This is a genomic window from Streptomyces capparidis, from assembly GCF_054782095.1.
This window is the reverse complement of sequence record NZ_BAAGTD010000012.1, coordinates 81,542-105,203: the sequence shown is the minus strand read 5'-3', so window position 1 is coordinate 105,203 and position 23,662 is coordinate 81,542. Positions and strand designations below refer to the sequence as shown.

The 23,662-nt window shown below is 74.5% G+C and carries 20 protein-coding genes; 14 read left to right on the top strand and 6 right to left on the bottom strand.

Annotated elements, in window-relative coordinates; all coding sequences use genetic code 11:
• Positions 1 to 88: 88 nt before the first annotated feature.
• On the top strand, positions 89 to 1,306 hold the full coding sequence (locus ACYVO2_RS12655; RefSeq protein WP_461007817.1) for a S8 family peptidase: 1,218 nt from the start codon (positions 89 to 91) through the stop codon (positions 1,304 to 1,306).
• Between the two features lie 163 nt (positions 1,307 to 1,469).
• Complete coding sequence (locus tag ACYVO2_RS12650) at positions 1,470 to 4,010, top strand: hypothetical protein (protein WP_461007816.1); 2,541 nt, start codon at positions 1,470 to 1,472, stop codon at positions 4,008 to 4,010.
• Positions 4,011 to 4,030: 20 nt separating this feature from the next.
• On the opposite strand, the gene ACYVO2_RS12645 is transcribed toward ACYVO2_RS12650, so the two are convergent.
• The 3 genes from ACYVO2_RS12645 to ACYVO2_RS12635 form a co-directional block, all read right to left on the bottom strand.
• Positions 4,031 to 5,698 carry a RecQ family ATP-dependent DNA helicase gene (locus tag ACYVO2_RS12645; RefSeq protein ID WP_461007869.1) on the bottom strand — a complete coding sequence of 556 codons (1,668 nt, stop codon included), beginning with the start codon at positions 5,696 to 5,698 and terminating at the stop codon, positions 4,031 to 4,033.
• 162 nt (positions 5,699 to 5,860) lie between these two features.
• A complete protein-coding gene (locus ACYVO2_RS12640; RefSeq protein ID WP_461007815.1) occupies positions 5,861 to 6,715 on the bottom strand; it encodes a helix-turn-helix domain-containing protein in 855 nt (284 codons plus the stop codon).
• Positions 6,716 to 6,882: 167 nt separating this feature from the next.
• Positions 6,883 to 7,023: a hypothetical protein gene (locus ACYVO2_RS12635; RefSeq protein WP_461007814.1), complete on the bottom strand. Its 141-nt coding sequence runs from the start codon at positions 7,021 to 7,023 to the stop codon at positions 6,883 to 6,885.
• A 1,051-nt stretch (positions 7,024 to 8,074) separates the two neighbouring features.
• Between ACYVO2_RS12635 and ACYVO2_RS12630 the strand changes: the two genes are divergently transcribed.
• Positions 8,075 to 8,206, top strand: a complete 132-nt coding sequence (locus ACYVO2_RS12630; protein ID WP_461007813.1) for a hypothetical protein — start codon at positions 8,075 to 8,077, stop codon at positions 8,204 to 8,206.
• A gap of 82 nt (positions 8,207 to 8,288) precedes the next feature.
• On the opposite strand, the gene ACYVO2_RS12625 is transcribed toward ACYVO2_RS12630, so the two are convergent.
• Positions 8,289 to 9,017 carry a hypothetical protein gene (locus tag ACYVO2_RS12625; protein ID WP_461007812.1) on the bottom strand — a complete coding sequence of 243 codons (729 nt, stop codon included), beginning with the start codon at positions 9,015 to 9,017 and terminating at the stop codon, positions 8,289 to 8,291.
• A 1,045-nt stretch (positions 9,018 to 10,062) separates the two neighbouring features.
• Between ACYVO2_RS12625 and ACYVO2_RS12620 the strand changes: the two genes are divergently transcribed.
• The 8 genes from ACYVO2_RS12620 to ACYVO2_RS12585 all read left to right on the top strand — a co-directional run bounded on the left by ACYVO2_RS12620 (position 10,063) and on the right by ACYVO2_RS12585 (position 19,272).
• The gene (locus tag ACYVO2_RS12620; protein WP_461007811.1) at positions 10,063 to 11,589 is read left to right on the top strand and encodes a sugar ABC transporter ATP-binding protein; all 1,527 of its coding nucleotides are present in this window, start codon (positions 10,063 to 10,065) and stop codon (positions 11,587 to 11,589) included.
• Positions 11,586 to 12,638: an ABC transporter permease gene (locus tag ACYVO2_RS12615; RefSeq protein ID WP_461007810.1), complete on the top strand. Its 1,053-nt coding sequence runs from the start codon at positions 11,586 to 11,588 to the stop codon at positions 12,636 to 12,638. Before ACYVO2_RS12620 ends, ACYVO2_RS12615 begins: the two co-directional genes overlap by 4 nt.
• A complete protein-coding gene (locus tag ACYVO2_RS12610) occupies positions 12,622 to 13,719 on the top strand; it encodes an ABC transporter permease (RefSeq protein ID WP_461007809.1) in 1,098 nt (365 codons plus the stop codon). The genes ACYVO2_RS12615 and ACYVO2_RS12610 overlap by 17 nt, the downstream gene beginning before the upstream one ends.
• A 58-nt stretch (positions 13,720 to 13,777) precedes the next feature.
• Positions 13,778 to 14,860, top strand: coding sequence for a rhamnose ABC transporter substrate-binding protein (rhaS, locus tag ACYVO2_RS12605; RefSeq protein WP_461007808.1), 1,083 nt, complete (start codon positions 13,778 to 13,780; stop codon positions 14,858 to 14,860).
• Between the two features lie 81 nt (positions 14,861 to 14,941).
• The gene (locus ACYVO2_RS12600; protein ID WP_461007807.1) at positions 14,942 to 15,262 is read left to right on the top strand and encodes an L-rhamnose mutarotase; all 321 of its coding nucleotides are present in this window, start codon (positions 14,942 to 14,944) and stop codon (positions 15,260 to 15,262) included.
• Positions 15,263 to 15,325: 63 nt separating this feature from the next.
• Entirely contained in the window at positions 15,326 to 16,747 is a 1,422-nt protein-coding gene (locus ACYVO2_RS12595) for a BNR repeat-containing protein (RefSeq protein ID WP_461007806.1), read from the top strand.
• A gap of 31 nt (positions 16,748 to 16,778) precedes the next feature.
• Positions 16,779 to 18,197, top strand: a complete 1,419-nt coding sequence (locus tag ACYVO2_RS12590) for an arabinose isomerase (RefSeq protein WP_461007805.1) — start codon at positions 16,779 to 16,781, stop codon at positions 18,195 to 18,197.
• Positions 18,198 to 18,255: 58 nt separating this feature from the next.
• A complete protein-coding gene (locus tag ACYVO2_RS12585) occupies positions 18,256 to 19,272 on the top strand; it encodes a LacI family DNA-binding transcriptional regulator (protein WP_461007804.1) in 1,017 nt (338 codons plus the stop codon).
• A gap of 15 nt (positions 19,273 to 19,287) precedes the next feature.
• Here ACYVO2_RS12585 and ACYVO2_RS12580 read toward each other — a convergent pair whose 3' ends face one another.
• Both ACYVO2_RS12580 and ACYVO2_RS12575 read right to left on the bottom strand, forming a co-directional pair.
• The gene (locus ACYVO2_RS12580) at positions 19,288 to 19,944 is read right to left on the bottom strand and encodes a response regulator (protein ID WP_461007803.1); all 657 of its coding nucleotides are present in this window, start codon (positions 19,942 to 19,944) and stop codon (positions 19,288 to 19,290) included.
• Positions 19,941 to 21,194, bottom strand: a complete 1,254-nt coding sequence (locus ACYVO2_RS12575; protein WP_461007802.1) for a sensor histidine kinase — start codon at positions 21,192 to 21,194, stop codon at positions 19,941 to 19,943. The genes ACYVO2_RS12580 and ACYVO2_RS12575 overlap by 4 nt, the downstream gene beginning before the upstream one ends.
• A gap of 134 nt (positions 21,195 to 21,328) precedes the next feature.
• On the opposite strand from ACYVO2_RS12575, the gene ACYVO2_RS12570 reads away from it, so the two are divergent.
• The 3 genes from ACYVO2_RS12570 (at position 21,329) to ACYVO2_RS12560 (ending at position 23,604) form a co-directional block, all read left to right on the top strand.
• Positions 21,329 to 22,240, top strand: coding sequence for an ABC transporter ATP-binding protein (locus tag ACYVO2_RS12570; protein WP_461007801.1), 912 nt, complete (start codon positions 21,329 to 21,331; stop codon positions 22,238 to 22,240).
• Positions 22,237 to 23,100, top strand: a complete 864-nt coding sequence (locus ACYVO2_RS12565; RefSeq protein ID WP_461007800.1) for an ABC transporter permease — start codon at positions 22,237 to 22,239, stop codon at positions 23,098 to 23,100. Before ACYVO2_RS12570 ends, ACYVO2_RS12565 begins: the two co-directional genes overlap by 4 nt.
• Positions 23,101 to 23,226: 126 nt before the next feature.
• Positions 23,227 to 23,604, top strand: a complete 378-nt coding sequence (locus tag ACYVO2_RS12560; RefSeq protein WP_461007799.1) for a VOC family protein — start codon at positions 23,227 to 23,229, stop codon at positions 23,602 to 23,604.
• The last annotated feature ends 58 nt before the right edge of the window (positions 23,605 to 23,662 follow it).

The window sequence follows — 23,662 nt, the reverse complement described above, 5'->3', positions numbered from 1 at the left end:
GCCGCTCGGGGACGCTACGTGGTGCACGGTTTCCGCTCCTGCCGCACCACCCACGAGCCCCACCCGGCGATGAGGAGGATCTGCGCAGATGGCAGAGAGAACCGGATCCAGACGGCACACCAGGGCCCACCGCGCGGCCGCGGCGTCGATCGCCGCGGCCGCCGTGTGCCTGGCGGCCTTCGCGCTGCCCGCGAACGCCGCACCCGCCGAGGGCACCGTCGAGGGCGCGCACGCGCCCGGCGCGGTGCCGGGCAGCTACATCGTCGTCCTCGACCAGGACACCGCGGCCCGCGACGCCCGCGCGGCCGGCGACCGGCTCGCCGCCGAGTACGGCGGCACCGCGGAGCACACCTACTCGACCGCCCTGCGCGGCTTCTCCGCCCGGCTGACCGAGGCGCAGGCCAGGCGTCTCGCCACCGACCCCGAGGTCGACCGGGTGGTGCAGGACCAGCGCGTCCACGCCCTGGCCACCCAGACCGGCGCCCCCTGGGGCCTGGACCGGATCGACCAGCCGTCCCTCCCGCTGAACGGCACCTACGTCTACCCCGACAGCGCGGGCATGGGCGCCACCGTCTACGTCATCGACACCGGCGTGCGCATCACCCACAAGGAGTTCTCCGGCCGCGCCTCGAACGGCCCCGACTTCGTCGACGACGACACCACCGCGCAGGACGGCAACGGCCACGGCACCCATGTGGCGGGCGTGGTCGCGGGCACCGTGCACGGCGTCGCCAAGAAGGCGGACGTCGTCGCCGTGCGGGTGCTGGACAACAACGGCTCCGGCACGATCGCCGACGTCATCGCGGGCGTGGACTGGGTCACCCGGAACGCCAGGAAGCCCGCCGTCGCCAACATGAGCATCGGCGGCGGCCCCAACACCGCGCTGGACCAGGCGGTACGCAACTCCATCGCCTCCGGGGTCACCTACGCCGTGGCCGCCGGGGGCTCCAACAGCGACGCCTCGGGCTCCTCGCCCGCCCGGGTGGCCGAGGCGCTGACCGTGGCCGCGAGCACCCCCACCGACCAGCGGGCCAACTTCTCCAGCTACGGCAGCGTCATCGACATGTTCGCCCCGGGCACCAACATCACCTCCGCCTGGAACACCTCGGACACCGCCACCAACACCCTGTCCGGGACCTCCCTCGCGGCGCCGCACGTCGCCGGGGCCGCGGCCGTGTACCTGGCCAACCACCCCGGCGCCACCCCGCCCCAGGTGGCGAGCGCCCTGATCGGGGGCGCCGCGCTCGGCAAGATCGGCAACCCGGGGTCCGGCACGCCGAACCGCCTGCTCCAGATCGTCCCCTGACCCGGGGCGACCCCCGGCGGCGGGGCGCGGCGGCCACCGCGCCCCGCCGCACACGGGCGCGGCCCGGCCGCCCGAGGGCCCGCCCCCCGGGAGGCACTGTCGTACCCCGCCGCTACTGTGCGGAGTCGAGGGAACACCATCGACGACGGGGGGCTGCCGCCGCATGGCCGCTGACACCACGCACCGCGCCGACGCCGGGCTGCTGCTGGAGCACGCCACCGGGCAGGACGTGCGCGCCCTGCTGGACCGGGCGGCGGACGCGCTCGGCCCGTTCCTCGAAGCGGCCGGCCCGCCCGTGCCGCCCCCGCTGGTGGACGCGGTGGCGGCCGAGGGCGGCCCGCGGCTGGAGGCGCTGCTCGACGCCAGGACCGGCACACCGGCGGTGCGGGCCCGGCTCGCCCGGTCGGGGAGCCCCCAGGTGGCGGCCTTCGCACTGCGGTCCGCGCGCTGGACCCTGCCGGAGCTGCGGACGCTGCTGGCCGCCGCCGACCCCGCGGACGAGCGGTGGACCGCGCGGACCGGCGCGGTGGAGCACCTGCTCCACGACCGGGCGAAGCGGACCGCCTACCCGCCGGCCCTGCGCGCGGCCGTGGTCTCGCCCTTCCCCCGCCTGGTCCGCCACGCCCTGGAACAGGACGTGACGGGGCAGGAGCTCACCCGCGCGGAGAAGCTGCGCGCCCTGCTGTCCCTGCTCACCCACGGGGGCCCGGGGGAACTGGCCGCCGTCCTGGCGCAGCCCGCCCTGCGCGGCGCGCTCGGTGACGCCGCCGAGCAGGGCGCGGCGGCCCTGCGTGACCCCTCGGGCGCCGCCCGGTTGCGGGCGGCGGTGGAGGACGCCGAGGGCACCGCCGGAGCGGTGGAGGAGCTGTACCACTGCGCCACGGCGGCGCGGGCCCGCACCGGCCTGTCCCTGCGCGACACCCTGGACTGGCCCGCCCTGCACCGCGCCCACACCGACCGGCCGTTCCCGCCCCACGCGGTGGAGGCGCTCGCCGCCCGCGAGGACTGCCCGCGGTGGCTGCTCCCCGTGTGGTGCGCCGCCCACCCGCGGCCCGAGCAACTCCTCGCGCACCGGACGGCCCCGGTGCCCGCGGATTTCCTGGACGCGCTGCCGCCCACCGCGTCGTCCCCCGCGCTGCTCGCCGCCGTCGTCCGCACCAGCCTCGGCCGCACGGTCGAGGGCCCCGCCCTGCTGCGGGCCCGCCCGGCCTCCGCCGTGCTCCAGGCGGTCCGCGGCCCCGCCCTGCCCGGCAGCCCGGAGGAGGCCGCCCGGGCGGAGTTCCGCGCCGCGCTCTGCGCCCTGCTCGCGGAGCGGTTCGGGGACCGCGTCGCGCCCTGGCGGGTGCTGCGCCGCAGGCTGTCGCGGTTCCGCGGCTCGGTCGCCGACCTGCTGGACGACGCGGTGGCCCGCGCCGCCAAGGGCGAGGGCGAAGGCCCCTGGCCCGAGCCCGCGGAGCGGCCCGCGTTCACCGAGACCCCCGTCCCCAAGGGCACCAGGGCCGCCTTCCTCACCGTGCTCGACTCGGCCGACCCCGAGGTCCAGTGGCGCCTGCTCGGGCACACCGACGGGCTCACCGCCTACGAGCTGCTGGTGCTCGGCACCTGGCGCCCGCGCTGGCTGGAGCTCGCCCTGGCCGACCCGGACCCCCGGCCGCGCGGGCTGCTGGCCCGCCGCCCCGGACTGCCCGCCGAGGCCGTCACCGCCCTGGCCGGGCTGGACGACCCCGCGGTCAACGCCGGCCTGGTCCACCAGCGCCACGCCACCTGGGAGCAGCGCCTGGCCCTGGTCACCGGCGCCCCCTTCACCCCCGGCCGCGCCGGGCGGCTGCCGGTCGACGCGGAGGCCGCCGCCGCCCTGGCCGGTAACGGCAGGCGCGACAAGAAGGTGTGGCTGGCGCCGTGGGCCGCCGCGGGCGACCCCGCGATGACCGCCGCCGTCCTGGGCTCCGTTCAAATGAGCGCCCAACACCTCCAGTGGCGCATGCTGCTCGGCAGGTGGGAGCGGCGCGGCCCGGAGGGGCTGAAGGAGGAGATCCCGTACTGGTTCGCGGACAAGGTGCGCACCACCGTCCTCGACCTGCTCGCGGATCCCGACTGGGACGCCGCCCTGGCCAGACTGCGGGAGCTGGTGAAGGACGCGGGCTCGACCAGGCAACTGGCCCGGCGGATCCGCCAGTCCGGCGGCGACCCCGTCGAGCGCCTGCTCGCCGAGGGTTACGAGCTGGACTGGGCGGAGCTGCTCGCCGAGCACCAGCGCAGCCCGCTGACCCAGGACCGCCTGGCGGAGCTGGCCCGCATGGACGGCTGCCCGTGGCTGCTGCGCGAGGGCGTCGCCAGGATGACCCGCGCCGAGCAGCGGGCGCTCGGCCGGCTGGAGCGGGGCGAGCCCGCGGCGAAGGTCCTGGGCTCCGTCGCGCTGTCGGCGCCGGGGGACGGCGTGCCGTGGGTGGCGCCGGCCGTGCGCCGCGGTCTGCTCGACCCGGGCGACCTGCTCCGCCACGGCAGGCCGGCCCGGTTCGCGCTCGGCCCCGCGCTGGCCGGCCCGTCCGGTGAACAGGCCCGGCGGGAGCTGGCGGCGCTGATACACGAGCACCTCTCCGGCCGCCCCGACGCCTGGACGCTGGCGCTGCGCCTGTACCCGCAGTTCAGCGGCACGGCGCCGGAGCTGCTCCGGACGGTGGCCCGCGCGCTGGCCCCGGTGTGACGCCGCGCCGGGGGCGCCGTTCAGCCCTCGCCCTCCCCGCCGTGCAGCAGGTCGTGCTCCCGCACGGCCGCCAGGGACAGCGTCCGGTACCCCACCTGCTCGAACAGGGCGGTGACCCGGTCCTCCTCCACCCGCATCACCGTGCCGGCCCCCCACTCCCGGTGCCGCACCCGGGCCCCCGGGGCGTACGGGCCGCCGGTGCCGGCCTCAGGGGCCGGCTCCTGCTCGCGCGGGCTCCCGTGCTCGCAGACGTCGCACCGGCCGCACGGCTCGTCCAGTTGCTCGCCGAAGTAGCCCAGCAGGAACCGGCGGCGGCAGGTGAGGGTCTCCGCGTAGCCGCGCACCATCTCGACACGGGAGCGCTCCAGGCGGCGGCGCCGCTCGAACACCTCGGCGGCGCCCCGCGCGCCGTCCGCCGCGGTCGCGCCGGGCAGCGCCCGCACCCGGCGGCCCGGGCCCCCGGTGTCGACGGCACCCGCCTCCCGCAGCAGGTCCACCAGCACGGACGCCCTGCGGGCGGGGATGCCGCACCGCTCGGCCAGCAGCCGCCGGGTCACCGCGCCGCCGTGCCCGAGCAGCACCGCCATCACCTGCTCAAGCGCCTCGGCGTCCAGGGTCCGCGCGGTGAGGAACTTCTGGAGGCCCAGGTCCTGCGAGCGGTAGAACAGCACGGCGCGGGCCGGGTCCCCGTCCCGGCCGGCCCGGCCGATCTCCTGGTGGTAGGTGTCCAGGGACTCCGGCACCGAGGCATGGGCGACGAACCTGACGTCCGGCTTGTCGATGCCCATGCCGAACGCGGACGTCGCCACCACCACGGCGGGGCTGCCCCCGAGGAAGCCGTCGTGCACCCGGCGCCGCTCCGCGGCCTTCATTCCCGCGTGGTACGGCGCGGCGTCCACGCCCCGCTCGCGCAGCCCGGCCGCGTGGGCGGCGGCGTCCTTGCGGGTGGCGGTGTACAGGATGCCGGGACCCGCCGCGCGCGCCGTCCACTCCCGCACCGCCCGCCGCTTGTCCGCGTCGTCGGTGAAGGTGCGCACACCCAGGTGGATGTTGGGCCGGTCCGTCCCGGTGGCGACCACGTGCGGGTCCCGCATGCGCAGCCGCTCGGCGATGTCCTCGCGGACCGGCGCCGCGGCGGTCGCCGTCAGCGCGAGCACGGGCGGCCGCCCCAGCCGCTCGGCCGCCTCGCCGAGGCGCAGGTAGTCGGGCCGGAAGTCGTGCCCCCAGGCGGAGACGCAGTGCGCCTCGTCCACGACGAACAGGCACGGCCGCAGGGCGCGCAGCCGCTCCGGCACCCCCTCCTTGGCGAGCTGCTCCGGCGTCAGGAACAGGTACTCCGCGTCCCCGCGGCGCACCGCGCGCCACGCCTGCTCGGTGGCCGACTCCGGCTGCGCGGAGTTCACCGCGACGGCGTCGGGCGCGCCGCTGGCCCGCAGCCCCTCGACCTGGTCGCGCTGGAGGGCGATCAGCGGAGACACCACCACGGCGGGCCCGCCGAGCACCAGCGCCGGCACCTGGTAGACCGCCGACTTCCCGGCGCCCGTCGGCATCACCACCAGCACGTCCCGGCCCGCGAGCAGCGCCTGCATCGCGTCGAGCTGCTCCGCGGTGAGCTCGCTCCAGCCGAACGCCTCCCGCGCGGCGCGGCGCAGCTCGTCCGCGTGACCGCCGCGCGCCCCGGAGGGCATCTCCGTCCGCACGCCACCGCCCTCCTCCTGCCACCGGCCGGCCTCCGTCCGCCCGGGTGCCCCGGCCGGGGACGCTCACACACCGCGCCGCGCGCCGGTGCAGTCCGCCCGGCGCGCACCGGCCGGGCCCGCCCGCGCGGGTGAGGGCCCGCACGCCCCGGTCTACCTGCCGGCCCCCTCGGCGGGGCCCGCCTTCGTCGCGGCCGTGGCGGCGTGCACCCTGGCGGCCCCCCACACCCGGTGCAGCACCTCCAGGTCGGCCCCGTAGGCGTGGGCGAGCCGTTCGGTCACCTCCCAACTGGGGAGGCTGTGGCCGGCCAGGATGCGGGAGAGGTGGGAGGGCGAGACGCCGGCGCGCTGCCCGACGGTGCGCAGGGAGAGGCCGGAGCGGCGGTGCAACTGCGCGAGCACGGGCGCGAGGTGGTTGGTGAGCAGGGCGCCGGTGGGCGCTTCCGGTTCGTGGGTCATCTCGGTCTCGCTCTCCGTGGTCAGGGGGCGTGGGTCGTCGGTCGTGGGCTCCTGCTCGCCGATCCAGGGGCGCCCGGGGTCGGGAGCGGCCGGGCCCTGCGGGTGGTGCAGCATGCGCTGGATCACGGCGGCCCGGTAGGTGCGTCTGGCGGTCTCCGGGCTGATCCGCAGCTCCCTGGCGAGCTGCTCCCAGGTGTGGCGTTCGCGGCGGGCCCGGGCGACGAGCCCTCCCGTCAGGTTCTGCACACGCTGGCCGATGGCCACTATCCCGGCCACGTGGTCGAGCGCGGACGTCTCCTCGCCGGACAGGCCCTGCACGAGCCTGCGCACGTCGTCCTGGAGGTCGTGCGCCAGCTCCAGCACCCGCGCGTCGAGGGAGTCCCCGGGTGGCGGCGCCGCGGCGAGGGCCCCGCGGTTCCTGCGGGCGCGGTGGGCGGCCTGCCGGCACCGGGAGTCGCAGTACTCGACGGGCCTTCCCCTGGGCTCCTCGCGGACGGAGAGGGGCTGTCCGCAGTGTCCGCAGACAGCCGGCGTTGCGGCGAACGTCACCGTGGTGTCCCTTCCCTGCGTGGGGTGTGCGTGACGAAAAGGGCGAAGGGGAGGACGGGTGTGCGACGGAACGGCAGGATGCAGACTTTCCGTCCACGCCCGCCGCGGGCCGCCGCCCGCGGGGGCCGGAACCGGGGCCGGCGCGGGTGGCCGGCCCCGGGCGGGGCTCAGCCGGCGCGTCCGCCCTCGCGGTGGTGCCACCAGGTCAGAGCGATCGACACCGCCGACGCGGCCAGCAGGGGCAGCGGCTCGGCGGGGGTCTGCGGCGGGTGGCAGACGAGGACCACGCCCAGCGCCGGCACGGCCACGAAGCCGGCGGAGGCGCCACCGCGGCCCCTGTTGACTCGCCGGGGAACACCTACCGGTCGGCGGTGCTGGTTGTTATCGTTCGGGCGGCGGCTTCGACGCTTTTTCGGGCGTCCGGCGCCGCGGCGAGCAAGGAAATCGAACATTGATGTCCTTTGTTTCGTTCTGTGGAAAGCGGGGCCCCGGCGCGGTTGGTGAGCCGTCGAGAGCCGGGGTCGTCCGCTCGCCGAGCGTAAAACCTGCGGCCTCCCTGACGCCAATTCCACCGACCGGCCGACCTCCGCGCTGCGCAGATCGTTTCTGCGTTTTACGTATCCGGTCGCGGGCGCGCCTGGGGTGAAAACGGTGAAACGCTTCCGCAGGGGTTTGTCGCGTGGTAAGAGCCCGCGCCATGCGCTCCGTCCTCTACATCATCGCAGGTCAGGTGGTCCAGGCGGGGTGATCAACACCATGTGCGGTGAGTTCGCGGACCCCGCCCGTGCGCCTGAGCGAGCCGCCCCGTGCCCCTTTGGGAATGCCTCGCGCAGAAAGCGCGCAAATTCGCGCACAAGGGAACACGGTTTCATCAGTAAGCCCTGACCAGGACTTTTGTGCGTCATGTGATCTGCATAACGCTGACTCGACCGTGGAGGGAGGTGCGCCGAAAAGGGCTAACCCTCGAATTCTTGACCGCACGACGGTATGAGTGCGGCCGGGTCGCTGTCACCGGCTGTTTTTCCTTGGGGATGGATTGAGTTCCGCGCAGGTAAAAGCCGTGGAACCGATCACTCCTCTGTCGCCGTCCTTCGCCGCGTGCGTCACCCCGGCCCCTCATCGCCCCGGTCTCCCGTTCCGGCCAAGGTGGGCACTCCGCCGCGACAGGGATCGAACAATCCGGTTGTCCCCTCGCGAAAGCTCCCCGTGCCCGCCCCGCCGTCGCGGCCGCCGCCGGGTGGCCGGCACCGAGACCACCGCCGACGGCACCCGCCCGCTGCCGCTCCGGGACCGCGGCACGCCCCGGGCGCTGGACGTCCCGCGGCCCTACGGCGTCAGGACCTCAACGAGCACGCCCGGATGGCCGACCTCGGGGTGCCGGAGGACTACGTGACCGGCCAGGGCCTGGGCGTCACCGAACGCGGCCAGGTGCTGGGCACCGCGACCCGCGCGGACGGCAGCACCGACGCCCACCCGCGGACCGTCCGGTGACCGGCGGCCGCTGACCCCGGGCGATCCCTCGGCGCCGCCCACGGGACCCCGCCGGGGAGCACCGGCCCCCGCGCGGCCCGTCTCACCGTGACCACGTGGGGCAGAACTCCACATGGATCTGCTCCCAGTCGTGCGCCTCCAGGTCGGACCAGTGGTACAGGCTGCGGCAGACGTGGTAGTTGCAGGCGCCGGAGATGTACAGGCGCCGCTCGGCGGCAGCGGCGGGGGGACCGTCCCTGGTGACGGCGAAGATGTGCGCCGCGGCCTGCCGGAAGGCCCCCGAGCACCCGGTCAGGAACAGGGTCCTGGCGTGGATGTGCTGGCGCAGCAGGTTGGGGCGCACCGGGTCGCTGGGGGCCGCGTAGGCGATCTCCTCGGCGCCGCCGGCCAGGTCGCGCTCCGGAACGCCCGCGGTGCGCAGCTCACGTGGAGCGTTACCGGCCGCGAGGCGCTCCCGCAGTCGCTTCCAGCGGGACGGGCGGAACTGCACCGCCCGGTGGGCCAGCACGAGGTCGAGCGGCTCCTCGTCCTCGTAGGCCGTCCCGGGCGCGATCCCCGCGGTGGCCCGCATCGGAAGGTGGACCAGGGACCGCGGCGAGCGCGCGGCGAGCAGCCACAGGGCGCCGACACGGTGGCCGTCCGCCCGGTCCACATACATGTCGAACGAGTGGCCGGTCTGGTAGATCGCGGCGTTCCGCAGCGGCCGGGCCGGGCTGATCACCCGGTACTCCTCACCCCCGAGCCGCACCCGCTGAACGACGACCTTCACCCGCAGGCTGTCGCCCGTGAGCACGCCCCTGGACGCGGACATACCGCCGAACTCCCTCCACCGATCCCGCTGCACTTCCGCGATTGTGACAGCCCTCCCGGAGACGGGCGGGACATGGGTTCGGATCACGGGAGAGAGCCCGGGCAGGACAACACCGTTGCACTTGCCCCGACTTGACGTTGCGTCGGCACCGGCCGGGGCGCACGGCCCGCCCGCTCCCGGCGAGGAGCACCCGGCAGATCAGACAGACGCGGTCACACCCGCCCCACCACACCCGTCCCGGCGCCATCCGCCCCGCCCGGGGCATCCGCGCCAGCGGCAGGCGCTTCGCCCGGCCGGCACGGTGCCGAGCGACTCGCCCCCCGCACTCACCGAGCCCCGTGGGCGTCACCCCACTCCAGAACCCGCTCTCACCCCCGCGTCCTCCGCCAACGGCGGCCACCGGCCCGGCGCCAGGCCACCCGTGGCAGCGGGGCGGACCGGATGCCACCGGGGCGGTGGGCGGCGGGCGGGTCGCGTGCTGTTGGGGCGGGTGGCGCCCAGGCAGGTGGTGGCGGGGCGGACCGGGTGCCGCCGGGGTGGGTGGACCCGGCCCACCCGACCGCCGCCTCACCCACCCCAACGCCACGCCACCGTGCGACGCGACACCCCCCAGCGCACGCAGGCAGCCACCCCGCCACCCACCCCGGCCGCCCCGGCCGCCCCCACCGACACCCCGCTCACCCACCCCGGGTGAATCGTTTCACAAGCGGGGCAAGGTAGAGGGCAACCCGTTCGCCGTCAACGCTCCCGAGCGGCGTCGTGCGGACTTCCCGCAGCGTGGCCGAACCGTGGCCTTCGCTTCGCAACTTTCGCCGCCAGACCCCTTGACGCGCCCTTTCGCCGCCGCTTAACGTCCCGGAAACCGGCATTGAATCCTTTCACTGAACTTCTTTCCGCAGCTCACAGCAGCATCGCCCCACCACAGCATCGCCCCACCACGGCACCACACCACCACCACGGCGGCACCCCGAGTGCCACCACCAAGTCCCACCACCCCACCCACTGTCATGGCGACCTCCGAGGCAGGCCCATGAGGAGCCCCACCATGAACCAGTCCGACACCGCCCGGGCACCCGTCCTGGCACTGCGCGGCGTGAGCAAGTCCTTCGGCGCGGTACGGGCGTTGCGGGACGTCTCCCTCGAACTGCACGCCGGGGAGGCGCACGCGCTGGCCGGGGAGAACGGGGCCGGCAAGTCCACCCTGATCAAGACCATGGCCGGGGTCCACCGGCCGGACACCGGCGAGATCCTGCTGAACGGCCACCCGGTCACCTTCCACGGCCCGGGCGACGCCCGCGACGCCGGGATCGCAGTCATCTACCAGGAGCCGACGCTCTTCCCCGACCTGTCCATCGCCGAGAACATCTTCATGGGCCGCCAGCCCCTGCGCTCCGCCCGCCGCATCGACCACGCCGCGGTGCGCTCCGCCACCGAGGCCCTGATGCGGCGGCTCGGCGTCACCCTCCACCCCGACCGCCCGGCCCGCGGCCTGTCCATCGCGGACCAGCAGATCGTCGAGATCGCCAAGGCGCTGTCCTTCGACGCCAAGGTCCTGATCATGGACGAGCCCACCGCCGCCCTCACCGGCAGCGAGGTGGCCCGGCTGTTCTCCGTGGTGGAGGCGCTGCGCGCCGAGGGCTGCGCGGTGCTGTTCATCTCGCACCGCCTGGAGGAGATCTTCCGGCTGTGCCAGCGCGTCACCACCCTGCGCGACGGCCGCTGGATCGCCAGTGAGCCCGTCGCCGGGCTCACTGAGGACGACCTGGTGCGCCGCATGGTCGGCCGCGACCTGGACGAGCTGTACCCGAAGCAGGCCACGAAGATCGGCGAGGTCGCGCTTTCGGTGCGCCGCCTGACCCGGGAGGGCGTCTTCCGGGACGTCTCCTTCGAGGTGCGGCGGGGCGAGATCGTGGCGCTGGCCGGGCTGGTCGGCGCGGGCCGCTCCGAGGTGGCGCAGGCGGTGTTCGGTGTGGACCGGGCGGACGCGGGCGAGGTCCACGTCGCGGGCAGGAGGCTCCCGCCGGGCTCGCCCACCTCGGCGATGGACGCGGGCGTCGCCCTCGTCCCCGAGGACCGCAGGCAGCGCGGCCTGGTGATGGAGATGTCCATCGAGCGCAACATCGGGCTGACCGGGCTCGGCACCCTCGGCCGGGGCGGGCTGGTGCGCCGGGCCCTGGAGCGGGGGCGCGCCGCCGACTGGGCCGCCCGCCTCCAGTTGAAGTACAACCGCCTGTCCGACAGCGTCCACGTCCTGTCCGGCGGCAACCAGCAGAAGGTGGTGCTGGCCAAGTGGCTGGCCACCGACCCGTCCGTGCTGATCGTGGACGAGCCCACCCGCGGCATCGACGTCGGCACCAAGGCCGAGGTGCACCGCGTGCTGTCCTCGCTCGCCGCCGACGGACTCGCCGTGCTGATGATCTCCTCCGACCTGCCCGAGGTGCTGGGCATGGCCGACCGGGTGCTCGTCATGCACGAGGGGCGGCTCGTGGCCGAGATCCCCCGGGACCTGGCCACCGAGGAGACCGTGATGGCGGCGGCCACCGGCCGGGCCGACGACAGGAGGGCGGCATGACCGCGACGCTCCGGCAACCCGCCGCGCCGCCCGGCTCCGACAGCCGCTCGGCCAGGTCGCTGGTGGACACCGTCTTCCGGGCCCGGGAGATCAGCATCGCCGGCGCGCTGGTGCTGCTGATCCTCGGCACCTACCTCGCCAACCACCGGTTCCTGTCCGAGCAGGGCGTCAAGGACCTGCTGCTCAACGCGTCCATCCTGGTGCTGCTCGTCGTCGGGCAGACCGTGGTGGTGGTCACCAGGAACATCGACCTGTCCGTCGGCTCCGTCGTCGGCCTGTCCGCGTTCGCCTGCGGCAAGTTCGCCGCGGGCACCGACCGCAACGTGCTGCTGGTGATGCTGCTCGGCCTGGCCATCGGCGCGGTGTGCGGCCTGGTCAGCGGGTTCCTGGTCAGCTTCGGCCGGGTGCCGGCGCTGGTGGTCACCCTCGGGATGCTCTACATCATCCAGGGCATCGACCACTGGTGGGCCCACGGCGAGCAGATCAGCGCCTCCGAGGTGCCCGGCGGCGTGCTCGACCTCGGCAGCGGCAGCGTCCTCGGCATCCCCTATCTGGCGCTGATCTCCACCGCGGTGCTGGTCGCCGTCGCCTGGTACCTGCGCTCCTACCGCAGCGGGCGGGAGCTGTACGCGATCGGCTCCAACCCGGACGCCGCCCGCCTCGCCGGAGTCCCGATCCGCCGCCGGGTCCTCACCGCGTACATCATCTCCGGCTCCATCGCCGGGTTCGCCGGCGCCCTGTGGCTGGCCCGCTTCGGCACCGTCGTCGCCGACAACGCCCGCGGCTGGGAGCTCACCGTGGTCAGCGCCGTCGTCGTCGGCGGCGTCGCCATCACCGGCGGCATCGGCACGGTGTGGGGCGCGGCGCTCGGCGCCCTGCTGCTGACCACGATCGGCAGCGCCCTGGTCGTGCTGAAGGTCGACTCCTTCTGGGAGGACGCCATCACCGGCGCGCTGCTGCTCGCCGCCATCAGCGTGGACCGGATCGTGAACGTGCGCATGACCCGCGCCCTGAGGAAGAGGAGCGCCCGCCATGGCAATGGCGCCTGAACCCGCCGCCGCCCCCGCCGGGGGGAAGGCGAAGCCCGGCCCCTCCTTCGAGGCGGGCGGCCTGCTGCGCTGGGACGTCGCCGTCGGCATCCTGCTGGTCGCCGTCTTCGTCACCGGCGCCGGCACCACCGGCGACTTCACCAGCTCCGGCAACCTGTCCTTCGCGCTCAACGACATGGCCGAGGTGGCCCTGATCGCGCTGCCGATGACCCTGCTGGTCGTCGCCGGGCAGATCGACCTGTCCGTGGCGTCGATGCTGGGCCTGTCCAGCTCGCTGGTGGGCCACCTGTGGGACGCGGGCTGGGCGTTCGAGACGATCGTCCCCGTGGTGCTGGCCGTCGGCGTGCTCGGCGGGCTGCTCAACGGCTGGCTGGTCACCAAGGTCGGCCTGCCCTCCCTCGCCGTCACCATCGGCACCCTCACCCTCTACCGGGGCCTGGCCTCCGTGGTGCTCGGCACCAAGGCGGTCACCGAGTTCCCCTCCACCTACGCGCAGTGGACGCAGGACAACGTGCCCGGCACGTTCGTCCCGTACCCCATCGCCCTGTTCGCCGTGCTCGCCGTGGCCACCGCCGTGGTCCTGCACGCCACCGGGTTCGGCCGCTCCCTGTACGCCATCGGCTCGCAGGAGGAGGCCGCGTACTTCGCCGGGATCCGGGTGCGCCGGATCAAGCTGGTGCTGTTCGTGGTCACCGGCCTGTTCGCCTCGTTCGCCGGGATCGTCTACACCCTGCGCTACGGCAGCGCCCGCGCCGACAACGGCCTGGGCCTGGAGATGATCGTCATCGCGGGGGTGCTGCTCGGCGGCGTGGACTTCGACGGCGGCCGCGGCACCCTGTTCGGCGCCGTCGCGGGCGTCCTGCTCATCGGCCTGCTGCGCAACCTGCTCACCCTCAACGACGTGGCCAACGAGGTCCAGGTGATCGTCACCGGGGTGCTGCTGGTCCTGTCCGTGCTCACCCCGCGCCTCATCGAGACCGTCACCGAGTGGCGGCACCGGCGCGCCCCCGACGACGGGCCGGGCGCCCCGCCCGGCTCCCGCACCCCCGCCCCCTCCGAGGCCCCGCAGCCCGCCGGCTGACCCGCCCCGGTCCCGAACTCCTCCCCGCGCCGCACCTCCACCGAAAGGCCTCACCCACATGACCATGCGCCTCATCGCGGGACGGCGTGCCGCCGCGGTCGCCGCCGCCTGCGCCCTCGCCGTCGCCGTCGCCGGCTGCTCCGGCACCACCAAGGACGACGAGGACACCGGCAAGGCCGCCGCCAAGTCCGACGCCACGGCCAACCCGGACGCCCCGCTGAAGGAAGGGCTGAAGCTCGCCTTCCTGCCGAAGCAGGTCAACAACCCCTACCTGACGATCCTCGACAAGGCCGGCATCGACGCGGCCAAGGAGTACGGCGGCTCCGCCAAGGAGGTCGGCCCCTCCGACGCGAGCGCCTCCTCGCAGGTCTCCTACATCAACACCCTCATCCAGCAGAACCAGGACGCGATCCTCATCGCGGCGAACGACCCCAACGCCGTGTGCGGCCCGCTCAAGCAGGCCATGGCCAAGGGCATCAAGGTCGTCGCCTACGACTCCGACACCGCCAAGGACTGCCGCCAGGTCTTCATCAACCAGGCCAGCTCCGAGGAGATCGGCCGCAGCCTGATCCGCAACCTCGGCGAGCAGCTCGGCCACAAGGGCGAGTTCGCGATCCTGTCGGCCACCCAGAACGCGACCAACCAGAACACCTGGATCGAGTTCATGAAGGCGGAGCTGAAGGACCCCAAGTACAAGGACATGAAGCTGGTCAAGGTCGCCTACGGCGACGACGACGACCAGAAGTCCTTCCAGCAGACCCAGGGGCTGCTCCAGGCGTACCCCAACCTGAAGGGCATCATCTCGCCCACCACCGTCGGCATCGCCGCCGCCGCCCGCTACGTCGGCGACTCCTCCTACAAGGGCAAGGTCGTCATCAACGGGCTGGGCACGCCCAACCAGATGCGCAAGTACATCAAGGACGGCACGGTCGAGCAGTTCTCCCTGTGGGACCCGAAGAAGCTCGGCTACCTGTCGTCGTACACCGCGGCGGCGCTGGCCTCCGGCCGCATCACCGGCGCCGAGGGCGAGAAGTACGAGGCCGGTGAGCTGGGCGAGTACACCATCGGCAAGGACGGCGAGGTCATCCTCGGCCCGCCCACCGTGTTCACCAAGGCCAACATCGACGACTTCGACTTCTGACCCCTCCCGCCCGGCACCGCGGCTCCCCGCCAGTGGCGCGGGGAGCCGCGGCCCCGGGGCGGAACGACGCGAGGAGCCCCGTTGCAGCGAGTCTGCTTCGTACTGAAGGTGCGCCGGGACCGGCTCGAGGAGTACCGCGAGCGGCACGCCGCCGTCTGGCCCGAGATGCGCCAGGCCCTCAGCGACACCGGGTGGCGCAACTACTCCCTCTTCCTGCGCGAGGACGGGCTGCTGGTCGGCTACCTGGAGACCGACGATTTCGAGGCGGCCCGCGCGGCCATGGCCGCCACCGACGTCAACGCCCGCTGGCAGGCCGAGATGGCGCCGTTCTTCGAGAACGAGGACGGCGTGCGGCCCGACGAGGCCATGAAACCGCTCACCGAGGTGTTCCACCTCCCCTGACCGGCTCGGACAGCCCCACATACCCCGCACGAGCACCGCCGACCCCCACGGAGGCACCAGCCGATGCGACCCCTCACCGCCGCGGCGCTGGCCGCGTCACTGCCCCTCGCGGCCCTGACGGCCGGCCCCGCCCGCGCCGCCGACCCCGCGCCGTCGGTCACCAGGATCACCGACACCCGGCTCGACGCGCAGGCCCTGTACTTCGTGTCCTACAACGGCCTGGTCAACAACAACGCGTTCCAGAAGAACGGGCTGCTCACCTACAAGGGCCACCAGTACGCCGCCTGGTACACCGCCGACCGCAGCGCCGTCGTCGCCCGCCGCGCACTCGGCTCCGCCACCTGGCAGACCGTCAAGCTCCCGCACAAGCTCAAGTACGACGACTCCCACAACGTCATCTCCATGGGCGTCTCCCGGATCGACGGCCGCCTCCACCTCAACATGGACTCCCACAGCGACGGCTTCTTCTACGTCAAGTCCGCCGCCGGGCTGCTGGACGACCCCTCGGGGCGGGCGTGGACCGGAAGCCAGTTCGGCGCCGTGCAGACCACCCTCGACGGCCTCACCCTCACCTCCCAGTTCACCTACCCGCAGTTCATCGCCACCCCCGAGGGCCGCCTCCAGCTCAGCTACCGCGTCGCCGTCTCCGGCAACGGCCGCAACGCGCTCGCCGAGTACGACGGCACCCGGTGGACCGCGCTCGGCGAGTGGACGTCCTCCACCGGCACCTACACCAGCGAGCACGGCTCGAGCACCGCCCGCAACATGTACCTGCACGGCATCGACTACAGCCGCGACGGCACCCTGCACGCCTTCTTCACCTGGCGGGAGCAGAACAGCGCGGTGATGTGCAACCGCGGCGGCATCACCAACCACGACACCGGCTACGTGTACAGCACCGACCGCGGCCGCACCTGGCGCAACAACGCGGGCACCGTCGTCGGCACCACCGGCGGCTCCGACCGGGTCGCCGTCAACGACCCCGGCCTGGTCGCCGACCCGCTCAACCCCGACCACTCCTTGATGAACCAGGAGAGCCAGGCCACCGACTCCGCGAACCGCCCGCACGCGGTCATCTCCTACGTGCCGGGCCGCTTCGGGCAGTGCACCACCGACTACGTGGCCGACCGCACCGCGAACGGCCGCGCCTTCCACGTCCGCAAGGACCCGGCCACCGGCGCGTGGCGGAAGACCGAGATCCCGGTGCCGCTGAACTCCAGCCAGCGCACCCACCTCGCCTTCGACCGCTACGACAACGCCTACGCCGTGATGCCCTACGGCCGGATCGTCGGCGCGTCCAAGGCGTCCGGCTACACCGACTGGAAGGTGCTGTTCGACGGCAGCGGCCTGAACGCCTTCGGCGAGGTCGTCGTCGACGACACCCGCATCGCCCAGGACGGGGTGCTGTCCTTCATGTACCAGCAGAAGTCCAGCGGCACCACGCCGTCGCCGATCCGGGTCGTCGACTTCCGGCTGCCGCAGTGACCACCCCACCACATCCCCTCAGGAGCCGCTCATGCGCATCCCCGCGACCGCGCGCAAGCCCAAGGTCGGCCTGGTGGCCGGCGGGCTCGGCGCGTACTGGCCCCAGTTCCCGGACCTGCTGCCGCAGTTGCGGCGGTCCGCGGCCCGCGTCACCGAGCGGATGAGGGAGTTCGACGCCGAGGTGGTGGACGTCGGCTTCATCTCCGACGCCCAGGAGGGCGCCGCCGCCGCGGAGAAGCTCCGTGCCGCCGGCTGCGACCTCATCGTCGGCTTCCTCACCACCTACATGACCGCCACCATGCTGGTGCCCATCGCCCAGCGCAGCGGCGCCCCCGTGCTGCTGATCAACCTCCAGCCCACCGAGGCGATGGACCACGCCTCGTTCGACACCGGCCAGTGGCTCGCCTACTGCGGCGCCTGCCCGCTGCCGGAGATGGCCAACGCCTTCGAGCGGGTCGGGGTGCCGATCCGCTCCGTCTCCGGCCACTTGGAGGACGAGCGGGCCTGGACGCGCATCGGCCGCTGGATCCGGGCAGCCGGGGTGCGCGCGGCGCTGCGCGGCGGGCGGCACGGCCTGATGGGGCACCTCTACCCGGGCATGTACGACGTGTCCACCGACCTGACCATGGTCCCCGCCAACTTCGGCGGCCATGTGGAGGTGCTGGAGTTCGACGACCTGCGGGTGCGCGTGGAGCAGGTCGGGGACGGCGAGGTGCGGGCCAAGCTCGCCGAGACCCGCGAGGTGTTCGACCTCGCCGACTCCGTGGTCGAGGATGACCTCGTCTGGGCCGCCCGGGTCTCGGCCGGGCTCGACCGGCTGGTGGCGGACTTCGACCTGGACTCCCTGGCCTACTACCACCGCGGCCTGGACGGCGAGATCCACGAGCGCCTGGGCGCCGGCATGATCCTCGGCGCCTCGCTGCTGACCGCGCGCGGCGTGCCCGCCTGCGGCGAGTTCGAGCTGCGCACCTCCCTGGCCATGCTGATCGCCGACCGGCTCGGCGCCGGGGGCTCCTTCACCGAGCTCCAGGCGCTGAACTTCCGCGACGGCGTGGTCGAGATGGGCCACGACGGGCCCGGCCACCTCGCGGTCAGCGAGAACAAGCCGCTGCTGCGCGGGCTCGGCGTCTACCACGGCAAGCGCGGCTGGGGCGTGTCCGTGGAGTTCGACGTGCGGCACGGGCCGGTCACCCTGATCGGGGTCGGGCAGACCAGGGACGGCAGGTACCGGCTGATCGCCGCCGAGGGCGAGGTCGTCGGCGGGCCGCTGCTGGAGATCGGCAACACCACCTCGCGGGTGGACTTCGGCCGCGACCCGGGGGAGTGGACCGACGAGTGGAGCGGCACCGGCGTCGGCCACCACTGGACGCTCGCCGTCGGCCACCTGCTGCCCGAGCTGCGGTGCCTGGCGGACCTGTCCGGCCTCGACCTGGTCACGGTCGGGAACTGACCCACCGCCGCGTCCCCCGTCCCAAGGGCCCGAACGGGCACGGCAACCGGTAGGTGGAATGGTCAGCATCAAGGACGTCGCCCGTCAGGCCGGGGTCTCGGTGGGCACGGTCTCCAACGTCATCAACCGCCCCGGCCTGGTCTCGGAGGAGACCCGCAACCGGGTGCTGGCCACCATCGACCGGCTCGGCTACGTGCGCAGCGAGTCGGCCAGGCAACTGCGCGCCGGGCGCAGCCGCATCGTCGCGCTGCTGGTGCTCGACATGGGCAACCCGTTCTTCGTGGACCTGGCGCGGGGCGCGGAGCGGGCGGCCCGCGCCGCCGGGCTCGGCGTCATGGTCTGCAACAGCGCGGAGAGCGCGCAGGAGGAGGCCGAGTACCTGGCGCTGTTCGCCGAGCACCGGGTGCGCGGGGTGATGATCACACCGGCGGACATCTCCGGGGGCAACCTGGAGTTGTTCCGCCGGCACGGCATACCGTTCGTCTTCGCCGACCGGGTGGTGCCCAGCGAGCAGGCGTGCTCGGTGTCCGTGGACGACGTCACCGGCGGCACGCTGGCCGTGCGGCACCTGCTGGCCGGCGGGCACCGCAGGATCGCCTACGTCAGCGGCCCCACCCATCTGTCCCAGTGCCGGGACCGGCACACCGGGGCGCTGCGGGCCGTCGCCGAGGCGGGCCTGCCGCCGGACGCCGTGGTGCCGGTGCACGCCGAGCGGCTCGACGTGGCCGCGGGCCGCGACGCCGGGGCGCGGCTGCTCGGCCTGCCGGACCGGCCCACGGCCGTGTTCTGCGCCAACGACCTGATCGCGCTCGGTGTGCTCCAGGCGCTGTACGCGGCCGGGGTGCGGGTGCCCGAGGACGTGTCCATCGTCGGCTACGACGACATCGAGTTCGCCGCCGCCGCCACGGTCCCGCTGACCTCGGTGCGCCAGCCCGCCTTCCGCATCGGCCGCACCGCGGCGGAACTCCTCATCGAGGAGACGGGCGAGGACGCCGACGGGCACGAGCACCGCGCGATCGTGTACCGGCCGGAGCTGGTCGTCCGCGACTCCAGCATGGCCAGGGCCCGCGACTGACCCGTCCTGGCCCGCTCAGCGGGACGGCCCCACCAGGCCCGTCTCGTAGGCGAGGATCACCAGGTGCACCCGGTCGCGGGCGTCCAGCTTGGCCAGCAGCCGGGTCAGATAGGTCTTGGCGGTGGCGACGCTGATGCACAGCCGCTCGGCGATCTCGGTGTTGGACAGGCCCTGCCCGACCAGGGTGAGCACCTCGCGTTCGCGGTCGGTGATGCCGCCGAGCTCCGCCCGCCGCGGGGGCGCGGCGGGGCGGCCGGCGAACTGCTTGATCAGCCGGCGGGTGACGCCCGGCGCGATCAGCGCGTCCCCCGCGGCGACGATCCGCACCGCGGCGAGGATGTCGTCCAGCGCCATGTCCTTGACGAGGAACCCGGACGCCCCGGCGCGCAGCGCGCCGTGGACGTCTTCGTCATCGTCGAAGGTGGTCAGCACCAGGACGCGGGTGGCGCCGCCGCCCGAAGTGATCGACCGGGTGGCCTCCATGCCGTCCACGCCGGGCATCCGCAGGTCCATCACCACGACGTCCGGGGCGAGCTCCCCGCACAGCTCGACCGCCTCGGCGCCATTCCCCGCCTCGCCCACCACCTCGATGTCCGGGGTGTCGGTGATGACCATCCGCAGGGCGGCGCGGACCAGGGGCTGGTCGTCGGCGAGCAGCACACGGATCGTCATACGGCCCCGGCCCTCTCCTCCTGGCCCGTCCCGACGGCCGCCGGCACCGGCAGCCGGGCCGCCACCAGGAAGCCGCCCCCGGGGCGCGGCCCCGCGGAGAACTCGCCGCCAAGCAGCGCCACGCGTTCGCGCATGCCGGCCAGGCCGTACCCGGTGTCCGTGCCGGTGCCGCCGCCCCGGCCCCGGTCGGCGACCTCGACGGCCAGCTCGTCCTCGCGGTACTCCACGCTCACCCGGCAGGCGCCGGCGCCCGAGTGCCGCACGACGTTGGTCACCGACTCCTGGACGATCCGGAACGCAGCCAGGTCCACGTCCGCGGGCAGCGGGCGGCACCTGCCCCGCCGACGCACCTCCACCAGGACACCGGCGGCCGAGGTGGCCGCGGCGAGCCGGTCCAGGTCCGCCAGGCCCGCGGCCGGCCCCCGCGGCGGCGGCCCGTGGCCCCGGCCCGCCCGCTCCTGCTCCTGGTCGGCCTGGCGCAGCGCGCCCAGCATCCGCCGCAGCCCCGACAGCGTCTCGCGGCCCGCCTTCTCCACGGCGAGCATCGCCTCGCGGGCCATGGCCGGCTGGGTCTCCACGACCCGGGCCGCGGCGCCGGCCTGGAGGGCGATGATGCCGATGCTGTGGGCGACCGTGTCGTGCATCTCGCGGGCGATCCGCAGCCGCTCGGCGGTCACCGCCTGGGCGGCGGCGCGGGCGTGCAGCTCCTCGGTGTGGGCGCGGGCCTGGTGCACCGAGTTGCCGGCGAGCCAGGCGATGGCCACGGTCAGCGCGACGTACGGCTCGGAGGCGGTGCCGGAGTCGTCCCCCGCCGCCGACCGCACGGCGAGGTAGCCGGCGAGCGCGCCCAGCGCGACCCCGGCCGCGACGAGCGAGACCCGCCGGGGCCGGGTGGCCGCCACATGGCTCAGGGCCGCGTCCACCCCGAGGAACTGGAGCGGCGGTATCTCGTCCTGGCGCCAGGCCAGCGTCGAGACGACCGTGCCCGCGACCACCAGGCAGTACGCCGAGAGGGCCCGGCGGCGCAGCCCCGCGCTGCCGGCCAGCGCCAGCGCGAACGCCAGCACCAGCAGCACCTTGGCCCCGAGCGGGTCGAGACCGTGGCGGGGGTAGCTGAGCGAGTACGTCCCCTGGGCCGGCACCAGCACGTACTCGATGATCGGCTGCACCGCCGCGGTGCACCAGACAAGCGCCGTCCACAGGCCCGGTGGCAGGCGCTTGAGCAGGGGCAGCGGAGGTGAGGCGGACATGCGCAGATCGTAGGCTCGGCGGGCGGCGCGGGTCATCCGCCCACGGCTGTACACCCCCGGTCGACACCCGCGCCCGGCGATTGCCGACCGCGGTCCGACGACGGGCGGGGCCGCCGACCGGCACCGTTGGAGCCATGATCGAAGTCAACGGGCTCACCAAGCGGTACGGCAGCAGGACGGCCGTCAAGGACCTCACCTTCACCGTGCGGCCCGGCCGGGTCACGGGGTTCCTCGGGCCCAACGGCGCGGGCAAGAGCACCACCCTGCGGATGATTCTCGGCCTGCACGAGCCGACCGGCGGCACGGTCACCGTGGACGGCCGCCCCTTCCGCGCCCGCCCCCGCGGCCTGCGCCACGTCGGCGCCCTGCTGGACGCGCACGACGTGCACGGCGGGCGCGGCGCGGCGGCGCACCTGTCCGCCCTGGCCAGGAGCAACCGCATCCCGCCGGGCCGGGTCCGGGAGGTGCTGGGCGAGGCCGGCCTCGCCGAGGTCGCCCGGCGCCGCGTCGGCGGGTTCTCGCTCGGCATGAGGCAGCGCCTCGGCATCGCCGCCGCGCTGCTCGGCGACCCGCCCGTGCTGCTGTTCGACGAGCCGCTCAACGGGCTCGACCCGGAGGGCGTGAGGTGGGTGCGCGACCTGTTCCGGCGGCTGGCCGCGGAGGGCCGCACCGTGTTCGTCTCCAGCCATCTGATGTCCGAGATGGAGCACACCGCCGACCATCTGGTCGTCATCGGCCGCGGCGAGCTGATAGCGGCGGAGAGCCTCGCGCGGTTCGCCGCCCGCGGCGCCCGGCAGAGCGTCGCGGTGGGCACCCCCGCCGCCGCCGCCCTGCGGGACCTGCTGACGGCCGAGGGCGCGGCCGTGCGCACGGAGGGCGGGCAGCTCGTCGTCACCGGCCTGACCGCCGACCGCATAGGCGCGGTCGCCCGGCGGCACGGCATCGAGCTGCACCAGCTCAGCACCCGCTCCGCCTCCCTGGAGGAGGCGTTCATGGCGCTCACCGCCGACAGCGTCCAGTACCCCGCCGGAGGAGAAGCCCGATGACCGCCGTCAGCGCCGCGCAGGCGCCGCCCGCCACCGCCGGCCGAGCGGCCCGCGGCCAGGACCACCCCCGGTTCCGGGACCTGGTCGCCGCCGAGTGGATCAAGCACCGCTCGCTGCGCTCCACCTGGATCGCGTACACGGCCACCGCGCTCGCCGTCGTCGCGTTCAACGCCGGCACCGCCTACGACATCCACGCCCACTGGTCGGAGCAGAGCAACGACGACCTGGCCGCCTTCGTCCGCGACGGGATACCGCTCCAGGTGGCGTTCACCGGGAACGCCGTCATGATCATGATGCTCGCCCTCGCCGTCGTCGGCGCCCTGGTGATCGTCGGCGAGTACGGCAGCGGCACCATCCGCACCACGTTCGCGGCCGTGCCCGCCCGGCGCCCGGTGATGGCGGCCAAGGCCGTCGTCGTCGCGGCGGTCGCCACCGCCTTCGGCGCGTTCGTCGCGGGCACCTCCTTCGTGCTGACCCAGGCCATACTCGACCGGCGGGACGCGGGCGTCCCGATCGACCATCCCGGCGCCCTGCGCGTGGTGCTGGCCTCCGCGCTCCTCGCCCCGGTGTGCGCGCTCGCCGGACTCGCGATCGGCGCCGCCGTCCGGCACACCGCGGCGACGATGACTGCCACGGTGCTGGTGCTGTTCCTGCTGCCCCTGGTCCTCACCGACGGCCGCCACTGGTCGGCGGTCGCCGGGCACACCCTGCCCTACCGCGCGTGGCTGAGGCTCACCCAGACCGGCCCCGCTCCGACCCCTTTCCCGTGGACCACCGGCGGCGCCTGGACCGTCTACGCCGTCTGGGCGCTCGCCGCGACCGCGCTCGCCGTCGTCTGCGTCCACCGGCGCGACCAGTGACGGGGCACCGGCCGGGGCGCGGGGGCCGCCGGGCCGCGGGTGCCCTACGGTGGCCGTCGAGGCCGCCGCCGGGCCCCGCGCCCGGTGCGCGGCGATCGCCGACCCACCCCGAAAGGCGGAGACCCCGTGATCGCCAGCGTGCAGTGCGTGGTGCTGGACTGCCCGGACGTCCACCGGCTCGCCCGGTTCTACCAGGAGCTCCTCGGCGGCGAGATCGACCGCCCCGACCCCCGCTGGGCCGTGGACGACGACTGGTCCACGCTGCACACCCCCTCGGGACAGGTCCTCGCCTTCCAGCGCGCCGCCGACCACCGACCGCCGCGGTGGCCCGACCCGGCCCACCCCCAGCAGTTCCACTTGGACCTCGGCGTCCCCGACCTCGACCGGGCCCACGAGCAGGTCCTCGCCCACGGCGCCACCCCGCTGGACCTGGGCGAAGGCACCCGCTCCTGGCGCGTCTACGCCGACCCGGCGGGCCACCCGTTCTGCCTCGTGCGGGACTGACCGGCCGCCCCGGGCCGTGCCCCGCGGAGCGTCCGGCCGTCGGGACACCGCCCTGGGG